The sequence below is a fragment of the Chryseobacterium populi genome (assembly GCF_000282115.1).
Lineage (GTDB): Bacteria > Bacteroidota > Bacteroidia > Flavobacteriales > Weeksellaceae > Chryseobacterium > Chryseobacterium populi.
Genome location: NZ_AKJY01000009.1, coordinates 66,157 through 86,770, shown reverse-complemented (window position 1 = coordinate 86,770; position 20,614 = coordinate 66,157). Strand labels below are relative to the sequence as shown.

Here is a 20,614-nt window from a genome sequence, read left to right as displayed (position 1 = left end):
TTTCTTTTTGAGCATAAAAAAAAGACTGTCTCACTTTTGAGACAGCCTCTTTTTTATGTTGTTTTGCTTTTTATGATTTTACACTCATGTCGGCAACGATGTTCATCGCTTCCTGAAGGTAAGGATCTTTCTTAAGGTTTTTGATCCACATCTCGGATTTTTTCTTGAATGCTTCATCTTTTTTCTCTCTTTCGATTTCCCCCGGATACATCATAAACTGAAGACCGTTTTCAAATTTGCTTAATGCTTTGAATTTTTCGATCTGAGTCTTTCTTTGCTTCATTAATTCATTAAATTTATTGACATTAAGCGTGATTGTTTCTTCTTTATCCAGCTTCTCTCTCCATTGGGCCGACTCCAACAATAACTGATAATTGCTGTTTTTAGCCATTCTGCTCTCACTTGCTTTTTCCAGTGCATTAATATCAAAATAGTTTAGCTTCTGGAAGCTTGTTCCCGGAATTTTATCCCAAGCTAAGGCATAATCATCATATCTTTCTCCAACTTCCGCATAGGTAAAGAAATCTTTCATCTGGATGTCTGAAACAATTCCCTTTCTCTGGGTAGATTCTCCTGTAATTCTGTAGAACTTCTGGATCGTCAGTTTTAAGGATCCGAAATCATCTTCCGTATTTAAGAATCTGTTTAAATCTACAAATGTCTGTACCGTTCCTTTTCCAAACGATTGTGGGGAACCGATGATCATTGCTCTTCCGTAATCCTGCATTACTCCTGCCAGAATTTCTGAAGCCGAAGCTGAAAGCTCGTTCTGCATAATCACCAATGGACCCGTCCAGATCGGAGTTTCGTTTTTATTCTTTAAGGTCTGGATTTTTCCGTTTCCGTCTTTCACCTGAACGTATGGCCCTGCATTCATGAAAAGCCCCATAATATCTCCAACTTCCGTTAAAGATCCACCGCCATTGTTTCTTAAATCCAGAACAATCCCTTCAATATTCTGGGATTTCAGCTTAATGATTTCGTTTTTAATGTCATCGGAAGCATTTCTTCCTTTTGAGTCTTCAAAATCTGCATTAAAGCTAGGCAGGTTGATAAACCCATATTTTTTACCATTCGGAGAATTTACGACAATACTCCTTGCGAAGGTATCTTCGATAGCGACTTCCTCACGGATCATGGTTACATCTTTAATTGTTCCGTCTTTTTTCTGAACCGTTAAAGTTACCGGGGTTCCTTTTTCCCCTCTGATCAGCCTTACCGCTTCATCAGAAAGCATCCCTACAACATTTACGGCATCTTCTTTCGGTTTGGATTTTACCTTTAAGATCTTATCCCCTTCCGAAAGCTGTTTTGACTTCCATGCCGGAGCTCCGATCGTTAAAGCCCCTAAATAAAGATTTCCTTTTTTCTCCTGAATAATAGCTCCGATACCAATCACTTTTCCTGCAAACTGGGTATCAAAGTCTTCTTTATCTTTTGGAGAATAATAATTGGTATGAGGATCAAAAACTTCAGTATAGGCGTTCATGTATACTGTGAACCAATCCATTTTTTTCCTTTTCTTGAATCTTGTAAAGGTTTCTTTTACCAGGTCTTTTACCTCATCCGTCGCTTTTACTCTTTTTTGTTCGGGAGTAAGGATTTTAAGCTTAATCGTGTCTTTCAGATTATACTTCTGTACGGAATCTTTCTTTTCCTTCTGTGCCTCCTCTTTGCTGTTCATCGATTCAATTTCCTGAAGGATATTGTATTTGATGAATTTTTTCCACTCATTATACTGTTCCTGCTTATTGGCCGGTACTTTTTTAAGTTTAGGCTCCAGGGTCAGGTTTTCATCTTCTTCCAGATTGATCGGCTTGCTGAAAATATCCTGGGTAATCTGGTCGATTTCGTCTACCCTTTGGTATAATCTGTCGATGGTAAGTTTATAGAAAGTCAAATCTCCGAGATTCAGATAATCGTCCAGCTTTGTTTCGTGCTTGCTGAACTCATCCATATCCGATTGAAGAAAATATCTTTTTGCCGGGTCTACCAGTTCGAAATAATGCTTGTAAACATCTTTTGAATAAGCATCATTGATAGGCTTCGGGCTGTAATGTAAATAAGAAAGGGTATTCTTTACGCTCACCATTATCGTCTGCATCTTTTCGTCATCATTTTTAGGCGAGTTGAAACAAAACATTAGACTTGTCAATGGAATTAGGAGTAAAAATTTATTTAGCTTAAAATTTTTCCACATAAATCTGTAATGTATTTTATTAATTTTTTAAAAGTATTTCAATTAGTAGTAATATTTAAATTACTGTTACAAACTATCAAATTTAATACCTTATTTACAAATATCAGATAGTTTTGAGTATTTTTGTTAAAATTAAAATATTTTATGGAAAGACCACTTATTCTGGTTACTAATGATGATGGAATTACAGCACCTGGTATCAGAAATCTTGTCAGTTTTATGAACGAAATCGGAGAAGTAGTAGTTGTAGCACCCAACTCTCCACAAAGCGGTAAAGGCCATGCCATTACCATTAATTCTACCCTAAGTTACGAAGAAGTGCATCTTGATGGTCCGCAGATTGATTTTTCATGCAGCGGAACCCCTGTTGACTGTGTAAAAATGGCTCTTGATAAAATCTTACCGAGAAGACCGGACATCGTAGTTTCAGGAATCAATCACGGCGCAAATTCTTCAATCAATGTGATCTATTCCGGAACCATGTCTGCAGCGGTAGAAGCAGGAGTTGAAAACTTACCTGCAATCGGATTTTCATTGCTGGATTTCAGCTGGGAAGCAGATTTTACCCAGGCCAAGGAACATATCCAGAATATTGTCAGAAGAACTTTAGAAAACCCGATGCCTAAAGGAGTTGTTTTAAATGTAAATATCCCCAAGCTTTTAAAGGAAGAAATAAAAGGGATTAAAGTCTGCAAACAGGCTAAGGCAAAATGGGAAGAAAGTTTTGATGAAAGGGTAAACCCACATGGTAAAAAATATTACTGGCTAACAGGATATTTCAACAATATGGATGATTCTGAAGATGCTGATGAAACAGCTCTGGCAAACGGATATATTTCGATTGTTCCTGTAAAGTTTGACCTGACAGCCTATGAGTATATGAAAACTTTGGAAGAGGTAATGAATTTTGATTAATGTACCATAAATTAGACAATCCTGTTTATCATTCACTTAACGAAACTCATAAAAAGTTTTGCTTAAACTTCGGTGATTCTAAATTTTATAATCCTGAAGTAGCTGCTTTCGGAGGCTCGGCAGACTTTGCAAAAGAAAAAGATATCACGGAATACTCTGAGATCTGTGATGACTTTCTCATTTTCGGAGCTAAACCCGATACGGGAAATTTCAAAACAGAATTATCCACATTGGTGTGTGACCAATATGTTCTGGAAAATAGAATAGAACTGGATTTTACTGAAGATTTTATCCTTTTGAAGGAGGAGCATCATGATGAACTGCTCAGCTTTATCAAAAAGTTTTATCCCCATTATTTCAAAAACAGAACCCCTGAATTAGGACGTTATTTTGGAATTTTTAAAGATGATAAGCTTGTAGCCGTAACAGGTGAAAGGATGCAGATGAATGATATGGCCGAAGTAAGCGCTGTTATCACCGATACAGATTACTTAGGAAAGGGATACGCAAAACAGCTTGTGGCATTTGTTTCAGGAAAGATATTTGAGGACAACAAAACGCCTTTTCTTCATGTTGCTGAAACCAATTCAGGAGCTAAAAAACTTTACGAAAAGCTGGGGTTTAACCATCGTGGAAAAATAAACTTATGGGGTGTTAAAAGATGATTTTTAACGCCTTTTTTAATTTATCTCGCGGATGCAGATTTTAACAAGGCTATTCAGTATTTGATTTCCGGATAATATTGGATAGCATTGTATTAAAATTTAAAATAAAACTTTATCTTCTTTTCTCAACTCTTCCAGATATTTGATTTTGTCATCTCTGTAGAAAAGATTCATCGTTTCAAAAGGAATTAATTTTAAATCTTTATTTACGATATGGACACATGATTTTTTCACCGCCCTCACATCAAAATCATGGGCATCCATAAAATTCATAATGATGATTCTGAAAAGATTATCGTAATCCAGATCGGGAGCTGAAACTTCAGGGAGACAACAAAGTAACTGATTTACCTTAGGTTTTACTTTATCTACGGAAATTCCGGTACTGAAAATATCCAGAAGCTGCATATGAAGCCCTTTATCCTGTTCATAAACAATCGTATTTCTCGATTCATTATTCAGCAGGTCGGCAGGATTGATATAGCGTGTTAAAGGAATTGTTTCACCTTCAAGTTTCAATATATAACCCATAGCCAGAGCATCAGGATTACAAGGAACCGGAATGATATCATCAGAATTTAAAAGCGGAAACTGATCAATAATTTCCTGCCTTACTTCCGTTAATGTAATTTTTTCATGGACTGAATCTTCTCTGTTTCTTCCCGCAATCTCTACCGGTTGGAAAGTAATTCCCCTCACACACTTCTGTTTTAGAGCAAATTCAATGATTTTCCCTATCTCATCAACATTTTTTCCTTTTTGAAGTACAATAACCAAAGTCGTGGAAAGGTTAAGCTCATTCAATTTTTCCAGAGCTTTCATCCGTACATTGGTAAGGTCTTTTCCCCTGAAATCCTGCAGAACTTCAGGTTTAAAGGAATCAAACTGAAGATACACTTCAAATTCCGGAGCATACGTTGCCAGCTTTTCAGCAAACCCCGGATCATTGGCTATTCTTACCCCATTGGTATTCAGCATCAGGTGTCTGATCGGTTTTGACTTAGCAATATCCATGATTTTGAAGAATTCCGGATGAATGGTGGGTTCACCACCACTGATTTGCACCACATCTGGTTCCCCTTCATTTTTTACAATGACATCGAGCATGGCTTCTATCTCCTCCAGGCTTCTATGATTTCCGTAATGTGGGGAAGACATGGCATAGCAGGTAGGACAGGTCAGATTACAACGGTCTGTTACTTCAACGATAGAAAGACAGCTATGCTGTTCATGGTCTACACAAAGCCCGCAGTCATAAGGGCATCCGTATTCCACATCAGTTCCGAAATGAAGTGGCATTTCCGAAGCTTTATTATAGTTTCTGATGTTTTTATAATAATGTACATCTGTGGCTATTTTTGTTTTAAAAAAGCCATGATCGGGACATCTTTTGGTCATAAAAACCGCTTCCTCTTCTATAATGATTTTGGCTCCTACCCTTTTCAGGCATTCCGGGCATAGGCTGATAGTATAATCGTAATAGGTATAATTTCTTACCGGCATAATTTTAATTTTTTTAAAGTCCCCCACCGCAGATGTAGCCGCTTATTAATCCGCAGACTAACAAGCAAATAACCATTGTCTGTATGAATTGTTTTTTTGAAAATTTTCTTCCGCCTTTCAATTCATAAATCAATTTTACAAAAAGAGTAACAATCAATGAAATAAAGAGTGCACCAATAATAATGATCCCAACAATCATCACTACCAGCCCCCCAAGATCACCTACCTCCAATAATGTTAAGGTTTTCATATTTCAATTGTTTTTTGGTTGTACATTAAATCCCTGGTATTTTTTATCTTATAAATGTAATAAATAATTACACCAATACACACTAATTGAATCGTTCCCAGGTTTCCTATAATTTCCACCTTTGGTTTGATAAAATCCAAAAGAAATCTGAATATAAAATAGCTCAGCATAAACAGCTGAAATACAAATCCGGACGGGAATTTACTGTGTTTTCCTATTCTGTTTAAATAAATCCAGAGTAGAATTAAGAATACAATTTCATACAGCGCAACAGGGTGTCTCAGATACTGGTCCCCGAGATGCATTCCGAAAATAAAACGGGTGGGAACACCATATGTTTCTTCATGAATTCCGGTTAAAAAGCAGCCTATTCTTCCGATAATAATGGCAAGCATCAAAGGGAAGACAATCAAATCTCCCGTGCTTTCTTTATGCCTGACTATTTTTTTTGCCAGTTCTACACCTATCAATCCAAAAGCAAGTCCACCGACAATCGTGTTATTAGACCAGATCTCCTTTAATGAAAACTTTTCAAATAGGGCATAAGGGTTTTCCAGGTTTCCAATCAGTTTCGACCCGAATAAAGCTCCGGCAGTAGCACCGATAAGAATTGCCGCAGAAGTATTGAATGAAAGCTTATCAGAAGATTTTCTCTTGAGATAGAAATAATAACGCATTCCGATAAATATTCCCAATGTTTCAAAAACAGGGTGTGCCAGAACCGTTTTGCCAAAAATCTGAAAAGTAACAGGAAAATCCATTGATTCAAAAGTAAGATATTTCAGATAATTTGCTAATTTTATTTGGTAAACAAATAAATCATTTACACAAAATGCGAATAGAATATGATATAAAACTGGGATTTAAGGATGTAATGTTCCGCCCTAAGCGTTCTACATTAAAATCCCGTTCAGAAGTTGATTTAGAAAGAGAATTTACTTTCAGGCATACCCAAAAGAAATGGAAAGGAACTCCTGTAATTGCGGCTAACATGGATACGGTAGGAACTTTCGAAATGGCTGTCGAGCTTGCCAAAGATAAAATTATTACCGCTGTGCACAAACATTATTCCGTAGAAGAATGGAATGCTTTTTTACAAAATCAGCCGGAAAGCATTTATCAATATATCGCTTTAAGTACTGGAACGGGGAAAGCTGATGAAGAAAAAATCAGACAGATCCTTGAAAACCATCCAAAAATCGAATTTCTCTGTATTGATGTAGCCAATGGCTATTCAGAGCATTTTGTAGGTTTTGTGAAGCGTGCAAGGGCTAATTTTCCTGATAAAATTATTATCGCAGGGAATGTGGTTACCGGAGAAATGGTAGAGGAGCTGCTTCTGGTAGGTGCAGATATTATAAAAGTAGGAATCGGCCCAGGCTCCGTTTGTACGACCCGTGTAAAAACAGGAGTAGGCTATCCGCAATTGTCAGCGATTATTGAATGTTCTGACGCGGCTCATGGTCTTGGTGGCCATATCATTGCAGACGGCGGCTGTAAAGTTCCCGGAGATGTAGCAAAAGCTTTTGGTGGCGGTGCCGATTTTGTAATGCTGGGCGGAATGTTTGCCGGGCATGACGAAAGTGGCGGTGAAATGATTGAGGAAAATGGTAAAAAATACCGTTTATTTTATGGGATGAGCTCAAAAACGGCTATGGATAAGCATTCAGGAGGTGTTGCGGAATACAGGGCTTCTGAAGGAAAAACCGTAAAAGTGGCTTACAAAGGTCCGGTTTCAGAAACCGTAAAGGATATTTTAGGCGGTGTACGTTCTACCTGTACCTATGTGGGAGCTTCAAAACTTAAGGAATTATCAAAACGAACCACTTTTATAAGAGTTCAGGAACAGGAAAACCAGGTTTTTAAAGAGTAACGTTGAAAAAAACATTTCACATAGCAAATGGCGATTATCTTGCTGAATATCTGAATAAAACTTCAGTCGGTGGCGAGATAATTGTTTGCCGCGAAGCATTAATTTCAGGTCCTTTACAGTCGGATTCTCTTGATCATTTCTGGAAAATAAGATCTGAATTTGTTTCGGGAGAATATGAAGCCTCCCAACAAAGCTATTATAAAAAAGTTGTTCCGGAATTTCAAAAAATACTGGATATTCCTGAAAACGCTGAAGTGAATCTCTGGTTTGAAGATGATCTGTTTTGCCAGGTCAATATATGGTTTTGCATTTCTCTACTCTCTGAAAAGAAAAATATCCAGGTATTCAGGGTTTTTCCTCAGGTTCCTGATGTTGAAGATCACTGGAAAGGATTTTCTTTATCCGGCAGCCATGCATTAGAAGAATCATATCGATTAAAAGAAGAATTCAGGAAAGAAGATATCCGGTTGGGAGCACATTTTTGGAATGCTTATAAAAATCAGGATAAGAATCAGCTGTCCCGGTTATCGGAAAATAAATCTGTTTGTTTCCGATATCTGAAAGAAGTAATTGATGCTTATTGTAATGCTTTTCCTGAAAACACTTCATTGACCAATCCTGAAGTTTTCGTAAAAAAATTAACAGAAAACGGGGTCAGGGATTTTAATATCATCTTTAAAGAATTTCAGCAGAATTTCGGAATATACGGTTATGGTGATGTTCAGGTCAAGAATATGTGCCATAAAGCCATCAATAGATAACAAAAATCCGTCACCTATTTATGATGACGGATTTTTATTTTATGCAGAGACAGTTGGTTATGTTAACATCCCACCATCAACGTTTAATGTTTGTCCTGTAATATAAGCAGACATCTCGCTTCCTAAGAATACACATGCATTTGCAATATCTTCAGGCTGTCCGCCTCTTTTCAATGGAATTCCTTCTCTCCAGCCCTGAACTGTTTTTTCATCCAAAGCAGCGGTCATTTCCGTTTCAATAAATCCGGGAGCGATGGCATTACAACGGATGTTTCTTGATCCTAATTCCAAAGCAACAGATTTTGTAAACCCGATAACTCCGGCTTTGGAAGCTGCATAATTGGCCTGGCCTGCATTTCCTTTCACTCCTACTACGGATGTCATATTGATGATAGACCCTGTTTTTGCCTTCATCATTGGCTTGATAACTGCTTTTGTAAGGTTGAATACAGAATCTAAGTTTACTTTGATAATCGTATCCCAATCGTCTTTTGACATTCTCAGCAATAAATTATCCCTTGTAATTCCTGCATTGTTGATCAGAATATCTATTTTCCCAAATTCAGCCATTACTTCGTCTACTAATTTTTGGGCAGCATCATAATCTGAAGCATCAGATTGGTAACCTTTAATTTGAGTTACAGAACTTAAAGTCGCTTCTAATTCTTTAGCCTTGTCTACAGATCCGGCATATGTAAATGCTACCTTAGCTCCCTGTTGAGCAAAAATTTCAGCAATTCCTCTTCCGATTCCTCTTGTAGCTCCGGTAATTAGTGCTACTTTTCCTTCTAATAGTTTCATATTTATGACAATTATTTTCTTTTTAATTCATTAGTCAAGTGTAGGTTGGCTAATTTACTATTATTTAATTTTACCAAAATTAAACGTGCGCAAAGATATTATAAAATGTTATTCAAAGCATTTCAAATCATTATTTTAGTAAAAAATTATGACTGTTTTTGTTCTGTATAAAAATTATTCGAAGAATATTTTTTCTTTCTGCGGGGTGAAATACAGGTATTCGGAATCGTTCACTCTGGTCAGTTTTATTCCTTTCCTGTCTGTAGAATATTTATCGTAGATAACCTCTTTTAAAGGTTCTCCTTTATGGTTGGTAAGGCCGAATTTCTTTCCTTTCTGTACAACAATTTCATTTTCACCCAGAAAAGTAACAATATCATCATACATGAATGGAATAACCTCATTTCCTTCTTCATCAAGCATACCATAAAAATTTTCTTTGTTTTTGCAGATAATTGCAGGATAAAACTGAAAAGGCTTTATGGAAGCAATATTTTTAAGCGCTGTATAAGATCTGTTTTTTGGTGAAAACTTATAAAAAATGTCATCCTTCTTTACAATTAAATTATCAAAAAACACTTTTTCTATCTGATATCCTTCATCCAGAATATTTTTTAAATTTTTGTCTAAAAGTTGCTCTTCATTCTCTTTACTCACATACAGATAATCTTCGCCTTCAATTTTGAAAGCTTCCACCACATCAAATTCTTTAGGAAAGATCACTTCACCGTCAGTTTTGAGTACGGCAATTTTTGGATTCTTATCATCTTTCAAGCTTTTAAACAAGCCGTCAAACAAATGGTTTACATAATGAAATTCTGTTGGATAAACCTTTTTTTCAGCTTTAGAAAAAATGTTTACTTTATTATCTTTGATCAGATAAATGTATTTTCTTCCCACAAAAGCCTGTTCGTAAATTTCATCAGCCAGAACCGTTTCACTTTCATCTACAATTCCATATCTGCTTTTCGCAATATTTTTTGTAACCAAGAACGGAAAACCATTAATATCCTCGATATAATGATTTGAAATCTGGCTTAAAGTTTTACCGTTACTATCAATAATTTCTCCCTTTCCTATTCCTGTGGTAATGTACACCCTGCCTTTGTAAAAACGAAGATCTTCATCAAATGCTCTGTCAGAAACCTGTTTACCATCGTAGTCATAAATAAACCAGGCTCCTCCTTTTTTTACAAAAATCCTGTTTTCGCTGGCAAATTCTATTTTATCAGATGATGGAATAACCTGCTTTCCGTTGTAATCATAAACGCTTTCAATACCCGCTTTGGAATAAATCAGTCTTTCTTTATTTTCCCACGTCCTGTATCTGAAATTATCCATCGGAATTAATTCAGTTCCTTTTTCATCAATTAAAGCAACTTTTCCTCTAAAATTACCTTCCTTTCCTTTTAAAATAAATCGATTCTCTGATAACCTTGAAATCTCACTTTTAAAAGAATCATTAAAAGTAATATTACCCAAAGAATCGACAATGCCGGACCTTCCGGTCTTTGAGTCACTGATAATTCCATATCCTTTTGAGTAGAAATGAACTTCTTTACCTATTTTTTTTGATAACAGAATCTGGGTGTACTGATCAGTCTGTGCCATACAGACCGATGAAAATAATATAAAAACTAACTTTTTCAATTAAATAGAATTATTCACGATGAGAACAATCTCGCCTTTTAGGGTTTTACTTTTAGAGAACTCAATTAACTCATTGATTGTTCCTCTTTTGGTCTCTTCAAACTTTTTAGAAATCTCACGGCTCAGGCTCACTTTGGTTTCCTCGCCGAAAAATTCTTTGATCTGTTCAAGAGTAGTGTTTATTTTATGCGGACTTTCGTATAAAACAATTGTTTTCTTTTCTTCCGCAAGCTGTCTGAGCTTTGTTTGCCTTCCTTTTTTCTGGGGAAGAAATCCTGCAAACAGGAATTCATTATTCGGGAGCCCGGAAACGACCAGAGCCGGAACAAAAGCCGTTGCCCCGGGAAGACAAATCATTTCAATATCATGGTCTGCGCCCGCTTTTCCTAGCAAATAGCCGGGATCTGAAATTCCCGGAGTCCCTGCATCCGTAATCAGGGCGATATTCTGCCCGTTTTTAAGATCAGTAATCACCTTTTCTGTTGCCTGGTGCTCATTATGTAAATGATAAGATTTTAAAGGTTTTGAAATCTCGAAATGCTTTAAAAGAATTCCTGAGGTTCTTGTGTCTTCACACAAAATATAATCCACTTCCTTCAGCACATTTACGGCTCTGAAAGTCATGTCTTCTAAGTTTCCGACGGGTGTTGGAACAAAATATAAAATACCGCTCAAAATTATAAGAATTTATTTTCTACCAATACCCATAATCTTTGGGCATATTCATCTACTTTACCCCAGTTTCTGGCATAATAAAGGTCACTCAGATACTCTTTTGCTTCTTCCAGTGTTCTGAAACTATTGAGATCTGTAATTACTTCATTCAGTTCAGACTGGCTTCCTCCGAATAAAGTTTTTGAAAAAGCAATCCTGTCATTTAAGTCCAGCTTAAATTCAGGTTTCCTTTTTTCAGCTTCCATAAAATCTGTCGGTATATTGGTTTTCAGAAGGCTTCCCATATCTTCTTTTATCACTGTCTCTTTCTTTTCCTGAGGAACTTCTCTTTCGAGAGGATCATCATCAAAAAGGGTCTTAACCGCTTTTAATCCTTTGATATTGGCAAGTTTAATTTTTTTCTCCTGATTATAAGCATCTAAATTTTCAAAATTTTCATCTGAAGAAGGTTTTTTCTTTTCAATTTCAGAATGGGGCTTATTGATCTCTACAATTCTTCTCCTTTCATGTTCCTCTTCTGTTATTGCCTCTTCATACTTTTCTTCTGTCTGGGCATCATTTTTTATCTCATTCAGAATATTTTCAACATTGGATGTTTCGTTTGCCATTTCACCCTGTCCGAGACTGATGCTTGAAGTAATAAACTGCTCTTCATTTTCTTCAATAAGAATCTCTTCGTCTAAAAGTTCAGTATCAAAAATACTTGGAATTCTTTCTACTGCTTCCGGAGTTTCATTAGCATTTTCTGTTTCCGGTTCAAAACTCAGCTGAATTTTTTCTTCTTCTTCAAAAGATCCGGAATTGCTATCTTGATCATCAGAAAGCTCATTTTCAAACTCATCGATTTCGTTCAGCTGATTCGTAAAAATCACCTCTTCTTCTGTTGTCTCCTGACTAAACATTTCTTCATCAATATCTTCATGAGTTTCAGGTTCTGAGTCTGCAAGGATTCTTTCTTCATCTACAAAGCTTAAAATGCTTCCCTCATAGTCTGATGTATCATTTTCATCAATCTCATTCAACTGATTATTAAAAACAGCTTCTTCCTCGGTAATATCCTGTTGAGATTTTCTTTCATCAAAATTTTCATCCCTTTGTTCCTCAGAATTTTCTTCAACAAAACTGATGATATTCTCATGGAGCTCATTTTCGTCAATTTCATTGAATTCATTATTAAAGATCGCTTCCTCTTCGGTAACATCGTTATTTGTTTCCTTACTTTCAAATTCTGTCCCTACGAAAGAAATATTCTTCCCATTTTCAATAGTTTGGGCTGAATTATCTGTTACAAAAAATTCGATATTTTTTTCCAGCAATCTCAAAAAAGAAATCCTGTTAGCAAGTTCATCTACAAGATCCTGCTTGGAAAGTAATTCGTCAACATTGTTTATTTTCTCCAAAATATCAATGATATTCTTGGATTCAAAAAAAATCTTTTCCTTTAAATCTTGGATATTCTGCATATAAGATTCTTGTTAAAATTGCTTACTTTTGATGTTAAAATTATTACGGCTAATTTAACAAATGTTTTTAGAAAATACAATTAATCATTCCAAACAAAGTGGTTGGATGGAAGTTATTTGTGGCTCTATGTTTTCAGGAAAAACCGAAGAATTGATCCGAAGACTGAGAAGAGCTGAAATGGCGGGGCAGAATGTGGAAATTTTTAAACCTAAATTGGATACCAGATATTCCGATGAAGATGTGGTATCCCACAATCAGAATAAAATACGGAGTACAGCAGTGGAAAATCCCAACGAAATCCTTTTGCTGGCTTCCAATTGTGATGTTGTAGGGATTGATGAAGCCCAGTTTTTTGATGAAAGCATTGTAGAAATTGCCAATCAATTAGCCAACAGTGGAATAAGAGTTGTTGTTGCTGGTCTTGATATGGACTTTTTGGGACGTCCGTTTGGACCGATGCCCAATCTGATGGCTACTGCTGAATATGTAACAAAAGTGCATGCTATTTGTAAGAGAACAGGTAATTTAGCTAATTATTCCATGAGGATTACCCAGGGAAATAACCTGGTAGAATTGGGCGAGACCGAAAGCTATGAAGCAGTGAGCCGCCGGGTTTTTATTGATGAAGTGCTTTCAAAAAAGAAAAAATAAAATTAAATTTATACCTAAATTAATCGCAAAGACGAAAATTATTTAATATTTTGAGTTTTTAAGATGAATAATTTAATCAACTTCATTGTTGAAATCTTTTTTGCGATTAATAAAAAATTAAGGGCTAAAACGATTTCGCCTAAAAATAAGCAGAAGGATATTAATGAATTATACAGTACACCAAATTGCAGAAATCACCAATGCTGAGATTATTGGAGACAAAGATTCAGTTATCAAAAACATAGCTTTTGATAGCAGAATTATCTATTCAACAAAAAATACTGCATTTATTGCAATTAATACTAAAAAGAATTCCGGGGAAAAATTTATAGAATCAGCTATTGACAGAGGAATAAACGTTATTATTTCAGAAAATCAATTTCCACAATTTGAAAATATAACATGGATCCTGGTTGAAAATTCTGTGGAATTCCTTCAGAAACTGGCCAAATATCATTTTGAGCACTCTCATCTTAAATCGATTGGGATTACAGGAAGTAATGGGAAAACCATTTTAAAAGAATGGCTGTACCAATGCCTCTGGAATGAGTTTCCTACCATCAAAAGCCCGAAAAGCTTCAATTCTCAAATCGGACTTCCCCTTTCCTTGCTCCAAATTAACGATGCCCATCAGCTGGGAATTTTTGAAGTAGGAATTTCCAAGCCTGATGAGATGCAGAAACTGGAAAATATTTTTCACCCCCAGATTGGACTGTTGACTCATATCGGAACTGCACACGCTGCCAATTTTACGTCCGAAGAAGAATTAATCAGTGAAAAAATTAAGCTTTTCAAAGATTCTGAAGTAATTATTTACAATGGCGATAACCCATTGGTTGAATATAAAATAAAACAGCTTTATTCAAGTAAAAAATTAATTTCTTATGGCTTTAAAAAAGAAAACCTGGTTTCCATTAAAAACAATATTTCCAAAGAGGAAGATATTATTGTAGAATATTTTGATGAGGAAATCAGCTTTCCAGCCCATCAGAGAGATGAAGCCACATTAACGAATGCTTTAGCCCTTCTTACCGTTCTGAAAGAGTTGAACATCGAAAATCAGAAGATCATCGAAAAAATCAACTCTTTAAAGGCCATAGAGATGAGACTTGAAGCGATTGAAGGAGTTAAAGGCAATATCATCATCAATGATTCCTTTAATCTGGATCTCGATTCTCTGAAAACTGCCTTACAGTTTTTAAATGAATATAAAAAACCTGAAAAATCATTGGTTTTAACGGATATTCTCGGGGTAAACTCCAATTCCCGGGAATTGTATGAAGAAGTTTCCGAGCTCGTGAATGAGCAGAAATTTGATTCCGTTTTCCTGATAGGCGATGAGATCAGCAAGTTTAGCCATCTTTTTAATTCTAAAACATTTACTTTCATAGACACTCATGAACTCATTGAAAGTAAACATCTTACCGATATTGAAAACCAGATCATCCTTCTGAAAGGAGCCAGAAAATTTGAGATTGAAAAGCTTAAAGACCTTCTTGAGCTCAGAAAACATGATACCGTTCTGGAGATCAATCTGAATGCTATTCTTCATAATATCAATTACCATAAATCTTTATTAAAACCCAGAACCAAAATGATGGCAATGGTAAAGGCCAATGCTTATGGTTTGGGAAGCTATGAGATTTCAGAATTCTTACAGCACCATCACATCGATTATCTTGGGGTAGCCTTTGCAGATGAAGGTGCAGAGCTCCGTAAAAAAGGAATCACCACTCCTATTGTTGTGATGAATCCGGAACAGCATAGCTATGATACTATTATTCAATACAATCTGGAACCGGAAATTTACAGTTTCAGGGTGCTGGATCTTTTCTATGAAGCAGTTCAAAAATCAGGGTATGATAAAAAATATCCGATCCATATTAAGCTGGAGACCGGAATGCATCGTCTTGGTTTCAAAGGATTTGAATTGGACCAGCTCAGTGAAGCTTTAAAAAATAAAAATGTAAAAGTTCAAAGTATTTTCAGTCATCTGTCGTCTTCAGATGTACCGGATGAAAAAGAATTTACTTTACATCAGCTGGAAATTTTTGATAAAAATTCAGGCTATTTAATTGAAAACCTTGGCTATCAGCCTATCCGACATATTTTAAATTCATCAGGGATAACAAGTTATACAGATTATCAATATGATATGGTGAGGATTGGGATAGGAATGCTAGGAGAATCACCAGATAGTGAAATACAAAAACAGCTACAGTCCACCGTAAGCTTTAAAACGGTTATCTCTCAGATCTCATTCGTAGAAAATGGGGAATCTGTAGGCTATAGCAGAAAATATAAAGCAGATCATCTAACAAAGATAGCCACCATTCCGGTAGGTTACGCAGATGGAATTCCCAGACTGATAGGAAATCAGGTTGGAAATGTGGGGGTAAATAAAATGCTGGCCCCGATTGTAGGAAATATCTGCATGGATATGATGATGATCAATGTAGACAATATCCCCAACATAAAAGAAGGCGATACTGTTACTGTTTTTAATGCAAAACCAAGTTTAAAAGAATTCGCAGGCTATTGCAAAACGATAACCTATGAAGTGTTAACCTCTATTTCACCACGGGTGAAACGGATTTATGTAAAAGATTAACTATGAGAAAACTCCTTGCTCTTTTATTCGTATTTCTATTCCTTTTAGCCACTGCACAGGTAAAAAAGGATCTGGTAATTCCTAAAAATCCTAAAATAGGGCTTTCGCTGGCCGGAGGAGGAGCTAAAGGTTTTTCTCACGTTGGAGTACTTAAAGTACTGGATTCATTGGGCATTAAAGTAGATTATATTGCCGGAACCAGCATGGGAGCTATTGTAGGCGGCCTTTATGCTTCAGGGTATTCCGGGAAAGAAATAGAAAAAATTGTAATGGATACAGACTTCTATTCTTTGATCATGGATCCCAAATCCAGGCAGGAAAGTACTTTTTTTAATAAATCTGTCGATAAATATTTATTATCTATTCCTTTAAAAAACGGAAAAATTACCCTACCTTCTTCTATCAGTACGGGGCAGAAGAATGTATATCTGCTTAAAGAACTATTTAAAAATGTCTCAAATATTAATGATTTTTCCAAGCTTCCCATTCCGTTTATGTGCGTAGCTACCAATCTGGAAAGCGGAAATATGCAGATTTTTGAAAAAGGAGATCTTGTACAATCTATTATGGCGAGTTCTGCCTTTCCTTCTTTAATGGATCCTGTGAAAATAGGAGACAGCATTTATATCGACGGGGCAATGTCTGTAAACTATCCCTCGAAGCCATTAAAAGAGAAAGGAATCGATATCGTTATCGGTGTGGACCTTAATCAGGATTTATCAAAAAGAGAAGATTTAAACAACATTATAGCGATTTTAAATCAGGTTATTGATTTCGGCATCAAAAAAGATACGAGGCGACAGTATAAATATACCGATATTAATATCAAACCTGATCTGAAAGGTATGACCGCCACGAGCTATGACGAAAAGAAAAAAATACTGGACAGCGGCTACGCCGAAGGTTTAAAATATACCGCTGTATTAGATCATCTCCCTAAACGGCCATTTGACCGCCTCAGACAGCAAATAAACCCCATTTATTCCAATGTATATAAGATAGACAGCATTGAGATAGTTGGAAGCAAAATTTACGGTAAAAACTATGTATTGGGGAAAATGGGATTACACCTCCCCTCTATGCAGACTTATGGAAGTATTAATAAAAAAATAGATAAGCTGGTTGCCACCAATAATTACAAATTCATCAATTATGATATTGTAACTGAAAATGATGCCAATTATCTCAAGCTGTATGTTACCGAAGATAATGCCCGGCATTTCTTAAAATTCGGACTGCATTATGATGAAATTTTCAAAACAGGATTATTATTAAATTATTCAGCAAAACGCCTCCTCTTTAAAAATTCTAATCTTTCTTTGGATGTAATTGTAGGAGACAAGCCCAGATATTATTTAAACTATTTCATTGATAACGGATACATTCCAGGTTTTGGAATTTATTCTTCAGGGATGAGTTTTGATTTGAAAGATGTGAATAACTATATTACCGATAAATGGGAATGGTTTAGAAATGAAGCTTATATTCAATCTGTATGGAAAGATAAGTTTGCCGTAGGTGGTGGTATAAGCTACGATTATTTTCAAGCAGAAATCAATAATGCAAATTACAAATCTAACCGGTTTTTGAATCCTTATATTTTTATAAAAAGCGATACACAGAATGACAGGGATTTTCCTACAAAAGGAATATATATTTCAGCAGAAGGAAAGGTAATTGATTTATTAAAATCCGAAGTTGAAAAAAGGCTGGTACAGATAAAAGCTGATATAAGAATTAATATTCCTCTGACAAAACAATTTTCTTATCGTCTTAATCTGTATGGCGGAGTCACTATTGGTGAAAAACTTCCCCAATTCTATCAATACAGGTTGGGAGGAATTTTTGAACAGAATATTGTTAATTTCAAAAACTTTGCAGGATTCTATTTTGCACAGCTTAATACCAATAATGTGGTATTAGTTTCAAATGATCTTCAATTCAAATTCAATAAAAACTATTTTGTAAGCGGAAATTTCTCTTTTGCAAATCTTTCAGATGATGTAACTTTTGAAGATGCAGTAAAATTAAATTACAGCTCCCTGGGAATCACGGCTGGTTATAAATCACCTTTCGGACAGATCAGGTTTAATTTCAGCCACTCACTTAAAAACAATCAAAAAGGCATATTCAGTGTCATATTAGGGCACTGGTTTTAAAACAATGATACAATTCTTTTACGAAAATTTACAGGAATCAGTAAATACAGATTATCAAAAATGGCTGGAGGATATTATTCTTTCAGAAGAAAAAAAGCTGGGTGAAATCAGTTATATATTTTGTAATGACGAATACTTACTGAAAATCAACCAGGATTATTTGCAGCATGATTACTATACAGACATCATCACTTTTGATTATGTAAAAGGTAAAACAATAAGCGGAGAGATTTTCGTATCTTTGCAGCGCATTTCCGATAATGCTTCTACTCTATCCAAAAACTATGAAGAAGAGCTGAGAAGGGTTTTAGCTCATGGTATTCTTCATCTTTGCGGATATAAAGACAAGACTGAAGAAGAAGAGAAAGGAATGCGGGGAAAAGAAGATTTTTATTTAGCTAAATATAACAATTAAAAGCTGAATAACGCCTTGTACAGGCTATTTTAGATCCTATTTTTCACTAATGTTTCACGTGAAACATTAAGATAAAAATTAAAACTTAAGGCTTAAAACAAGCAATATAAAATGATTTCAGAAATATATGATGTAATTGTAGTAGGTGCCGGCCACGCAGGTTGTGAAGCGGCAGCAGCAGCGGCCAATCTTGGCTCAAAAACTTTACTCGTTACAATGAATATGCAGACCATCGGGCAAATGAGCTGCAATCCGGCAATGGGAGGCATTGCAAAAGGACAGATCGTAAGAGAGATTGATGCAATGGGAGGTTATTCAGGAATTGTAGCAGATAAATCTGCAATTCAGTTTAAAATGCTGAATCTCTCGAAAGGTCCCGCAATGTGGTCTCCCAGAACACAGAACGATAGAATGCTTTTTGCAGAAGAATGGCGTTTAGCATTAGAAAATACTCCTAATCTTGATTTTTTTCAGGATATGGTAAAGCAGCTTATTGTAGAAAATAATAAGGTTACAGGTGTTGTGACTTCATTAGGAATCCAGATAAAAGCGAAATCAGTGGTTCTTACCAATGGAACATTCCTTAACGGATTAATTCATGTAGGAGATAAACAATTAGGAGGCGGAAGAATGGGTGAACCCAGAGCTTTTGGAATCACGGAACAATTGGTTTCTTTAGGTTTTGAGGCAGGAAGAATGAAAACAGGCACCCCGCCGAGAGTTGACGGAAGAAGTCTTGATTATTCTAAAATGGAAGAACAGAAAGGAGATGAAAAACCTCAAAAATTCAGCTACTTAGATACTCCTAAATTAACCAAACAATTAAGCTGCCATATTGTTTATACCAATGAAACGGTACACGATATTTTACGTGAAGGTTTTGATAGAAGCCCTATGTTTAATGGAACAATTCAAAGTTTAGGCCCAAGATATTGTCCAAGTATTGAAGATAAAATAAACCGTTTTGCAGAAAGAACGAGACACCAGCTATTTGTAGAACCGGAAGGCTGGAAAACTGTAGAAATTTATGTCAATGGTTTCAGTTCTTCACTTCCTGAAGATGTTCAGATCAAGGCGATGAAACATATTCCAGGGTTTGAAAATGTAAAAGTATTCCGTCCCGGCTATGCTATTGAATATGACTACTTCCCCCCTACCCAGTTAAAGCATACCTTAGAAACAAAGCTCATCGATAGCCTATATTTTGCAGGACAGATCAATGGCACTACAGGATATGAGGAAGCAGCCGGACAGGGCTTAATAGCAGGCATAAATGCCCATAATAAAGTGCATGATAAGGAAGAATTCATCCTTAACAGGGATGAAGCCTATATCGGTGTTTTAATTGATGATCTGATCACAAAAGGAACAGAAGAACCTTATAGAATGTTTACATCCCGTGCGGAATACAGACTGCTTTTAAGACAGGATAATGCTGATATCAGATTAACTGAAAAAGCTTATCAATTAGGACTGGCAAAAGAAGACAGATTAAGAAAAGTAAATGATAAAATAGCTAAAAGCCAGGAACTTGAAACATTTCTACGAGAAACTTCTTTAAAGCCTGGAATCATTAATCCGATCCTCGAATCTGCAGAAAGTAATCCTGTAGATCAGGCTTATAAAGCAGCTCAGTTCCTTACCAGACCTAATATTACATTGGAAAAACTGGATAATATCGAAGCTATAAAAGAAGTATCTTCCACTTATGATGAGGAAGTAAGAGAACAGGCTGAAGTAAACATCAAATATAAAGGGTATATTGAAAAAGAAAAGGAAAATGTAGCCAAACTGAATCGTTTGGAAAATATTAAAATTCCTGAAGATTTCGATTATACAAAATTATCAAGCCTTTCTGCTGAGGCTAAACAAAAAATGACTAAAGTAAAGCCAAAAACAATTGCTCAGGCAGGTAGAATAAGTGGTGTTTCACCAGCCGATATAAATGTTTTACTGGTTTATTTAGGACGTTAATTAAAATATGTTTCACGTGAAACATTTATAAAATAAAAGCAAAAAAT

The 20,614-nt window shown here is 35.8% G+C and carries 17 protein-coding genes; 9 read left to right on the top strand and 8 right to left on the bottom strand.

Features of this window, described 5'->3' with window-relative positions; translation table 11 throughout:
- Window positions 1–70 precede the first annotated feature (70 nt).
- Window positions 71–2,200, bottom strand: coding sequence for a carboxy terminal-processing peptidase (locus tag PMI13_RS03100; RefSeq protein ID WP_007840584.1), 2,130 nt, complete (start codon window positions 2,198–2,200; stop codon window positions 71–73).
- A gap of 144 nt (window positions 2,201–2,344) precedes the next feature.
- Between PMI13_RS03100 and surE the strand changes: the two genes are divergently transcribed.
- Both surE and PMI13_RS03090 read left to right on the top strand, forming a co-directional pair.
- A complete protein-coding gene (surE, locus tag PMI13_RS03095) occupies window positions 2,345–3,115 on the top strand; it encodes a 5'/3'-nucleotidase SurE (protein ID WP_007840582.1) in 771 nt (256 codons plus the stop codon).
- Window positions 3,115–3,780 (top strand): GNAT family N-acetyltransferase, encoded by a 666-nt coding sequence (locus PMI13_RS03090; protein ID WP_007840580.1) that lies wholly within the window; start codon window positions 3,115–3,117, stop codon window positions 3,778–3,780. The genes surE and PMI13_RS03090 overlap by 1 nt, the downstream gene beginning before the upstream one ends.
- A gap of 99 nt (window positions 3,781–3,879) precedes the next feature.
- Here PMI13_RS03090 and PMI13_RS03085 read toward each other — a convergent pair whose 3' ends face one another.
- The 3 genes from PMI13_RS03085 to PMI13_RS03075 are packed head-to-tail and all read right to left on the bottom strand — an operon-like array spanning window position 3,880 to window position 6,294.
- A complete protein-coding gene (locus PMI13_RS03085; RefSeq protein ID WP_007840578.1) occupies window positions 3,880–5,283 on the bottom strand; it encodes a radical SAM protein in 1,404 nt (467 codons plus the stop codon).
- A gap of 13 nt (window positions 5,284–5,296) precedes the next feature.
- A complete protein-coding gene (locus PMI13_RS03080; protein ID WP_007840577.1) occupies window positions 5,297–5,533 on the bottom strand; it encodes a hypothetical protein in 237 nt (78 codons plus the stop codon).
- On the bottom strand, window positions 5,530–6,294 hold the full coding sequence (locus PMI13_RS03075; RefSeq protein WP_007840575.1) for a prolipoprotein diacylglyceryl transferase: 765 nt from the start codon (window positions 6,292–6,294) through the stop codon (window positions 5,530–5,532). Before PMI13_RS03075 ends, PMI13_RS03080 begins: the two co-directional genes overlap by 4 nt.
- Before the next feature lie 71 nt (window positions 6,295–6,365).
- Between PMI13_RS03075 and PMI13_RS03070 the strand changes: the two genes are divergently transcribed.
- Window positions 6,366–7,406 carry a GMP reductase gene (locus PMI13_RS03070; protein WP_007840573.1) on the top strand — a complete coding sequence of 347 codons (1,041 nt, stop codon included), beginning with the start codon at window positions 6,366–6,368 and terminating at the stop codon, window positions 7,404–7,406.
- Between the two features lie 2 nt (window positions 7,407–7,408).
- Window positions 7,409–8,167, top strand: coding sequence for a DUF1835 domain-containing protein (locus PMI13_RS03065; RefSeq protein WP_007840571.1), 759 nt, complete (start codon window positions 7,409–7,411; stop codon window positions 8,165–8,167).
- Window positions 8,168–8,224: 57 nt separating this feature from the next.
- Here the strand turns inward: PMI13_RS03065 and fabG are convergent, their stop codons facing one another.
- From fabG to PMI13_RS03045, 4 genes are all read right to left on the bottom strand, one after another.
- Window positions 8,225–8,968: a 3-oxoacyl-[acyl-carrier-protein] reductase gene (gene fabG, locus PMI13_RS03060; RefSeq protein ID WP_007840568.1), complete on the bottom strand. Its 744-nt coding sequence runs from the start codon at window positions 8,966–8,968 to the stop codon at window positions 8,225–8,227.
- Window positions 8,969–9,142: 174 nt separating this feature from the next.
- Window positions 9,143–10,579 (bottom strand): WG repeat-containing protein, encoded by a 1,437-nt coding sequence (locus tag PMI13_RS03055; RefSeq protein ID WP_007840566.1) that lies wholly within the window; start codon window positions 10,577–10,579, stop codon window positions 9,143–9,145.
- 39 nt (window positions 10,580–10,618) lie between these two features.
- Window positions 10,619–11,293: a 16S rRNA (cytidine(1402)-2'-O)-methyltransferase gene (gene rsmI, locus PMI13_RS03050; RefSeq protein ID WP_007840564.1), complete on the bottom strand. Its 675-nt coding sequence runs from the start codon at window positions 11,291–11,293 to the stop codon at window positions 10,619–10,621.
- A 2-nt stretch (window positions 11,294–11,295) separates the two neighbouring features.
- Complete coding sequence (locus PMI13_RS03045; protein WP_007840562.1) at window positions 11,296–12,756, bottom strand: hypothetical protein; 1,461 nt, start codon at window positions 12,754–12,756, stop codon at window positions 11,296–11,298.
- Window positions 12,757–12,817: 61 nt separating this feature from the next.
- Between PMI13_RS03045 and PMI13_RS03040 the strand changes: the two genes are divergently transcribed.
- From PMI13_RS03040 to mnmG, 5 genes are all read left to right on the top strand, one after another.
- Window positions 12,818–13,408: a thymidine kinase gene (locus PMI13_RS03040; protein ID WP_007840560.1), complete on the top strand. Its 591-nt coding sequence runs from the start codon at window positions 12,818–12,820 to the stop codon at window positions 13,406–13,408.
- 163 nt (window positions 13,409–13,571) lie between these two features.
- Complete coding sequence (locus PMI13_RS03035; protein ID WP_007840558.1) at window positions 13,572–16,019, top strand: bifunctional UDP-N-acetylmuramoyl-tripeptide:D-alanyl-D-alanine ligase/alanine racemase; 2,448 nt, start codon at window positions 13,572–13,574, stop codon at window positions 16,017–16,019.
- Window positions 16,020–16,021: 2 nt separating this feature from the next.
- Window positions 16,022–18,178 (top strand): patatin-like phospholipase family protein, encoded by a 2,157-nt coding sequence (locus PMI13_RS03030; RefSeq protein ID WP_007840557.1) that lies wholly within the window; start codon window positions 16,022–16,024, stop codon window positions 18,176–18,178.
- A gap of 4 nt (window positions 18,179–18,182) precedes the next feature.
- Window positions 18,183–18,593, top strand: coding sequence for an rRNA maturation RNase YbeY (gene ybeY / locus PMI13_RS03025; RefSeq protein ID WP_007840548.1), 411 nt, complete (start codon window positions 18,183–18,185; stop codon window positions 18,591–18,593).
- Between the two features lie 111 nt (window positions 18,594–18,704).
- Entirely contained in the window at window positions 18,705–20,567 is a 1,863-nt protein-coding gene (gene mnmG / locus PMI13_RS03020; RefSeq protein WP_007840546.1) for a tRNA uridine-5-carboxymethylaminomethyl(34) synthesis enzyme MnmG, read from the top strand.
- The last annotated feature ends 47 nt before the right edge of the window (window positions 20,568–20,614 follow it).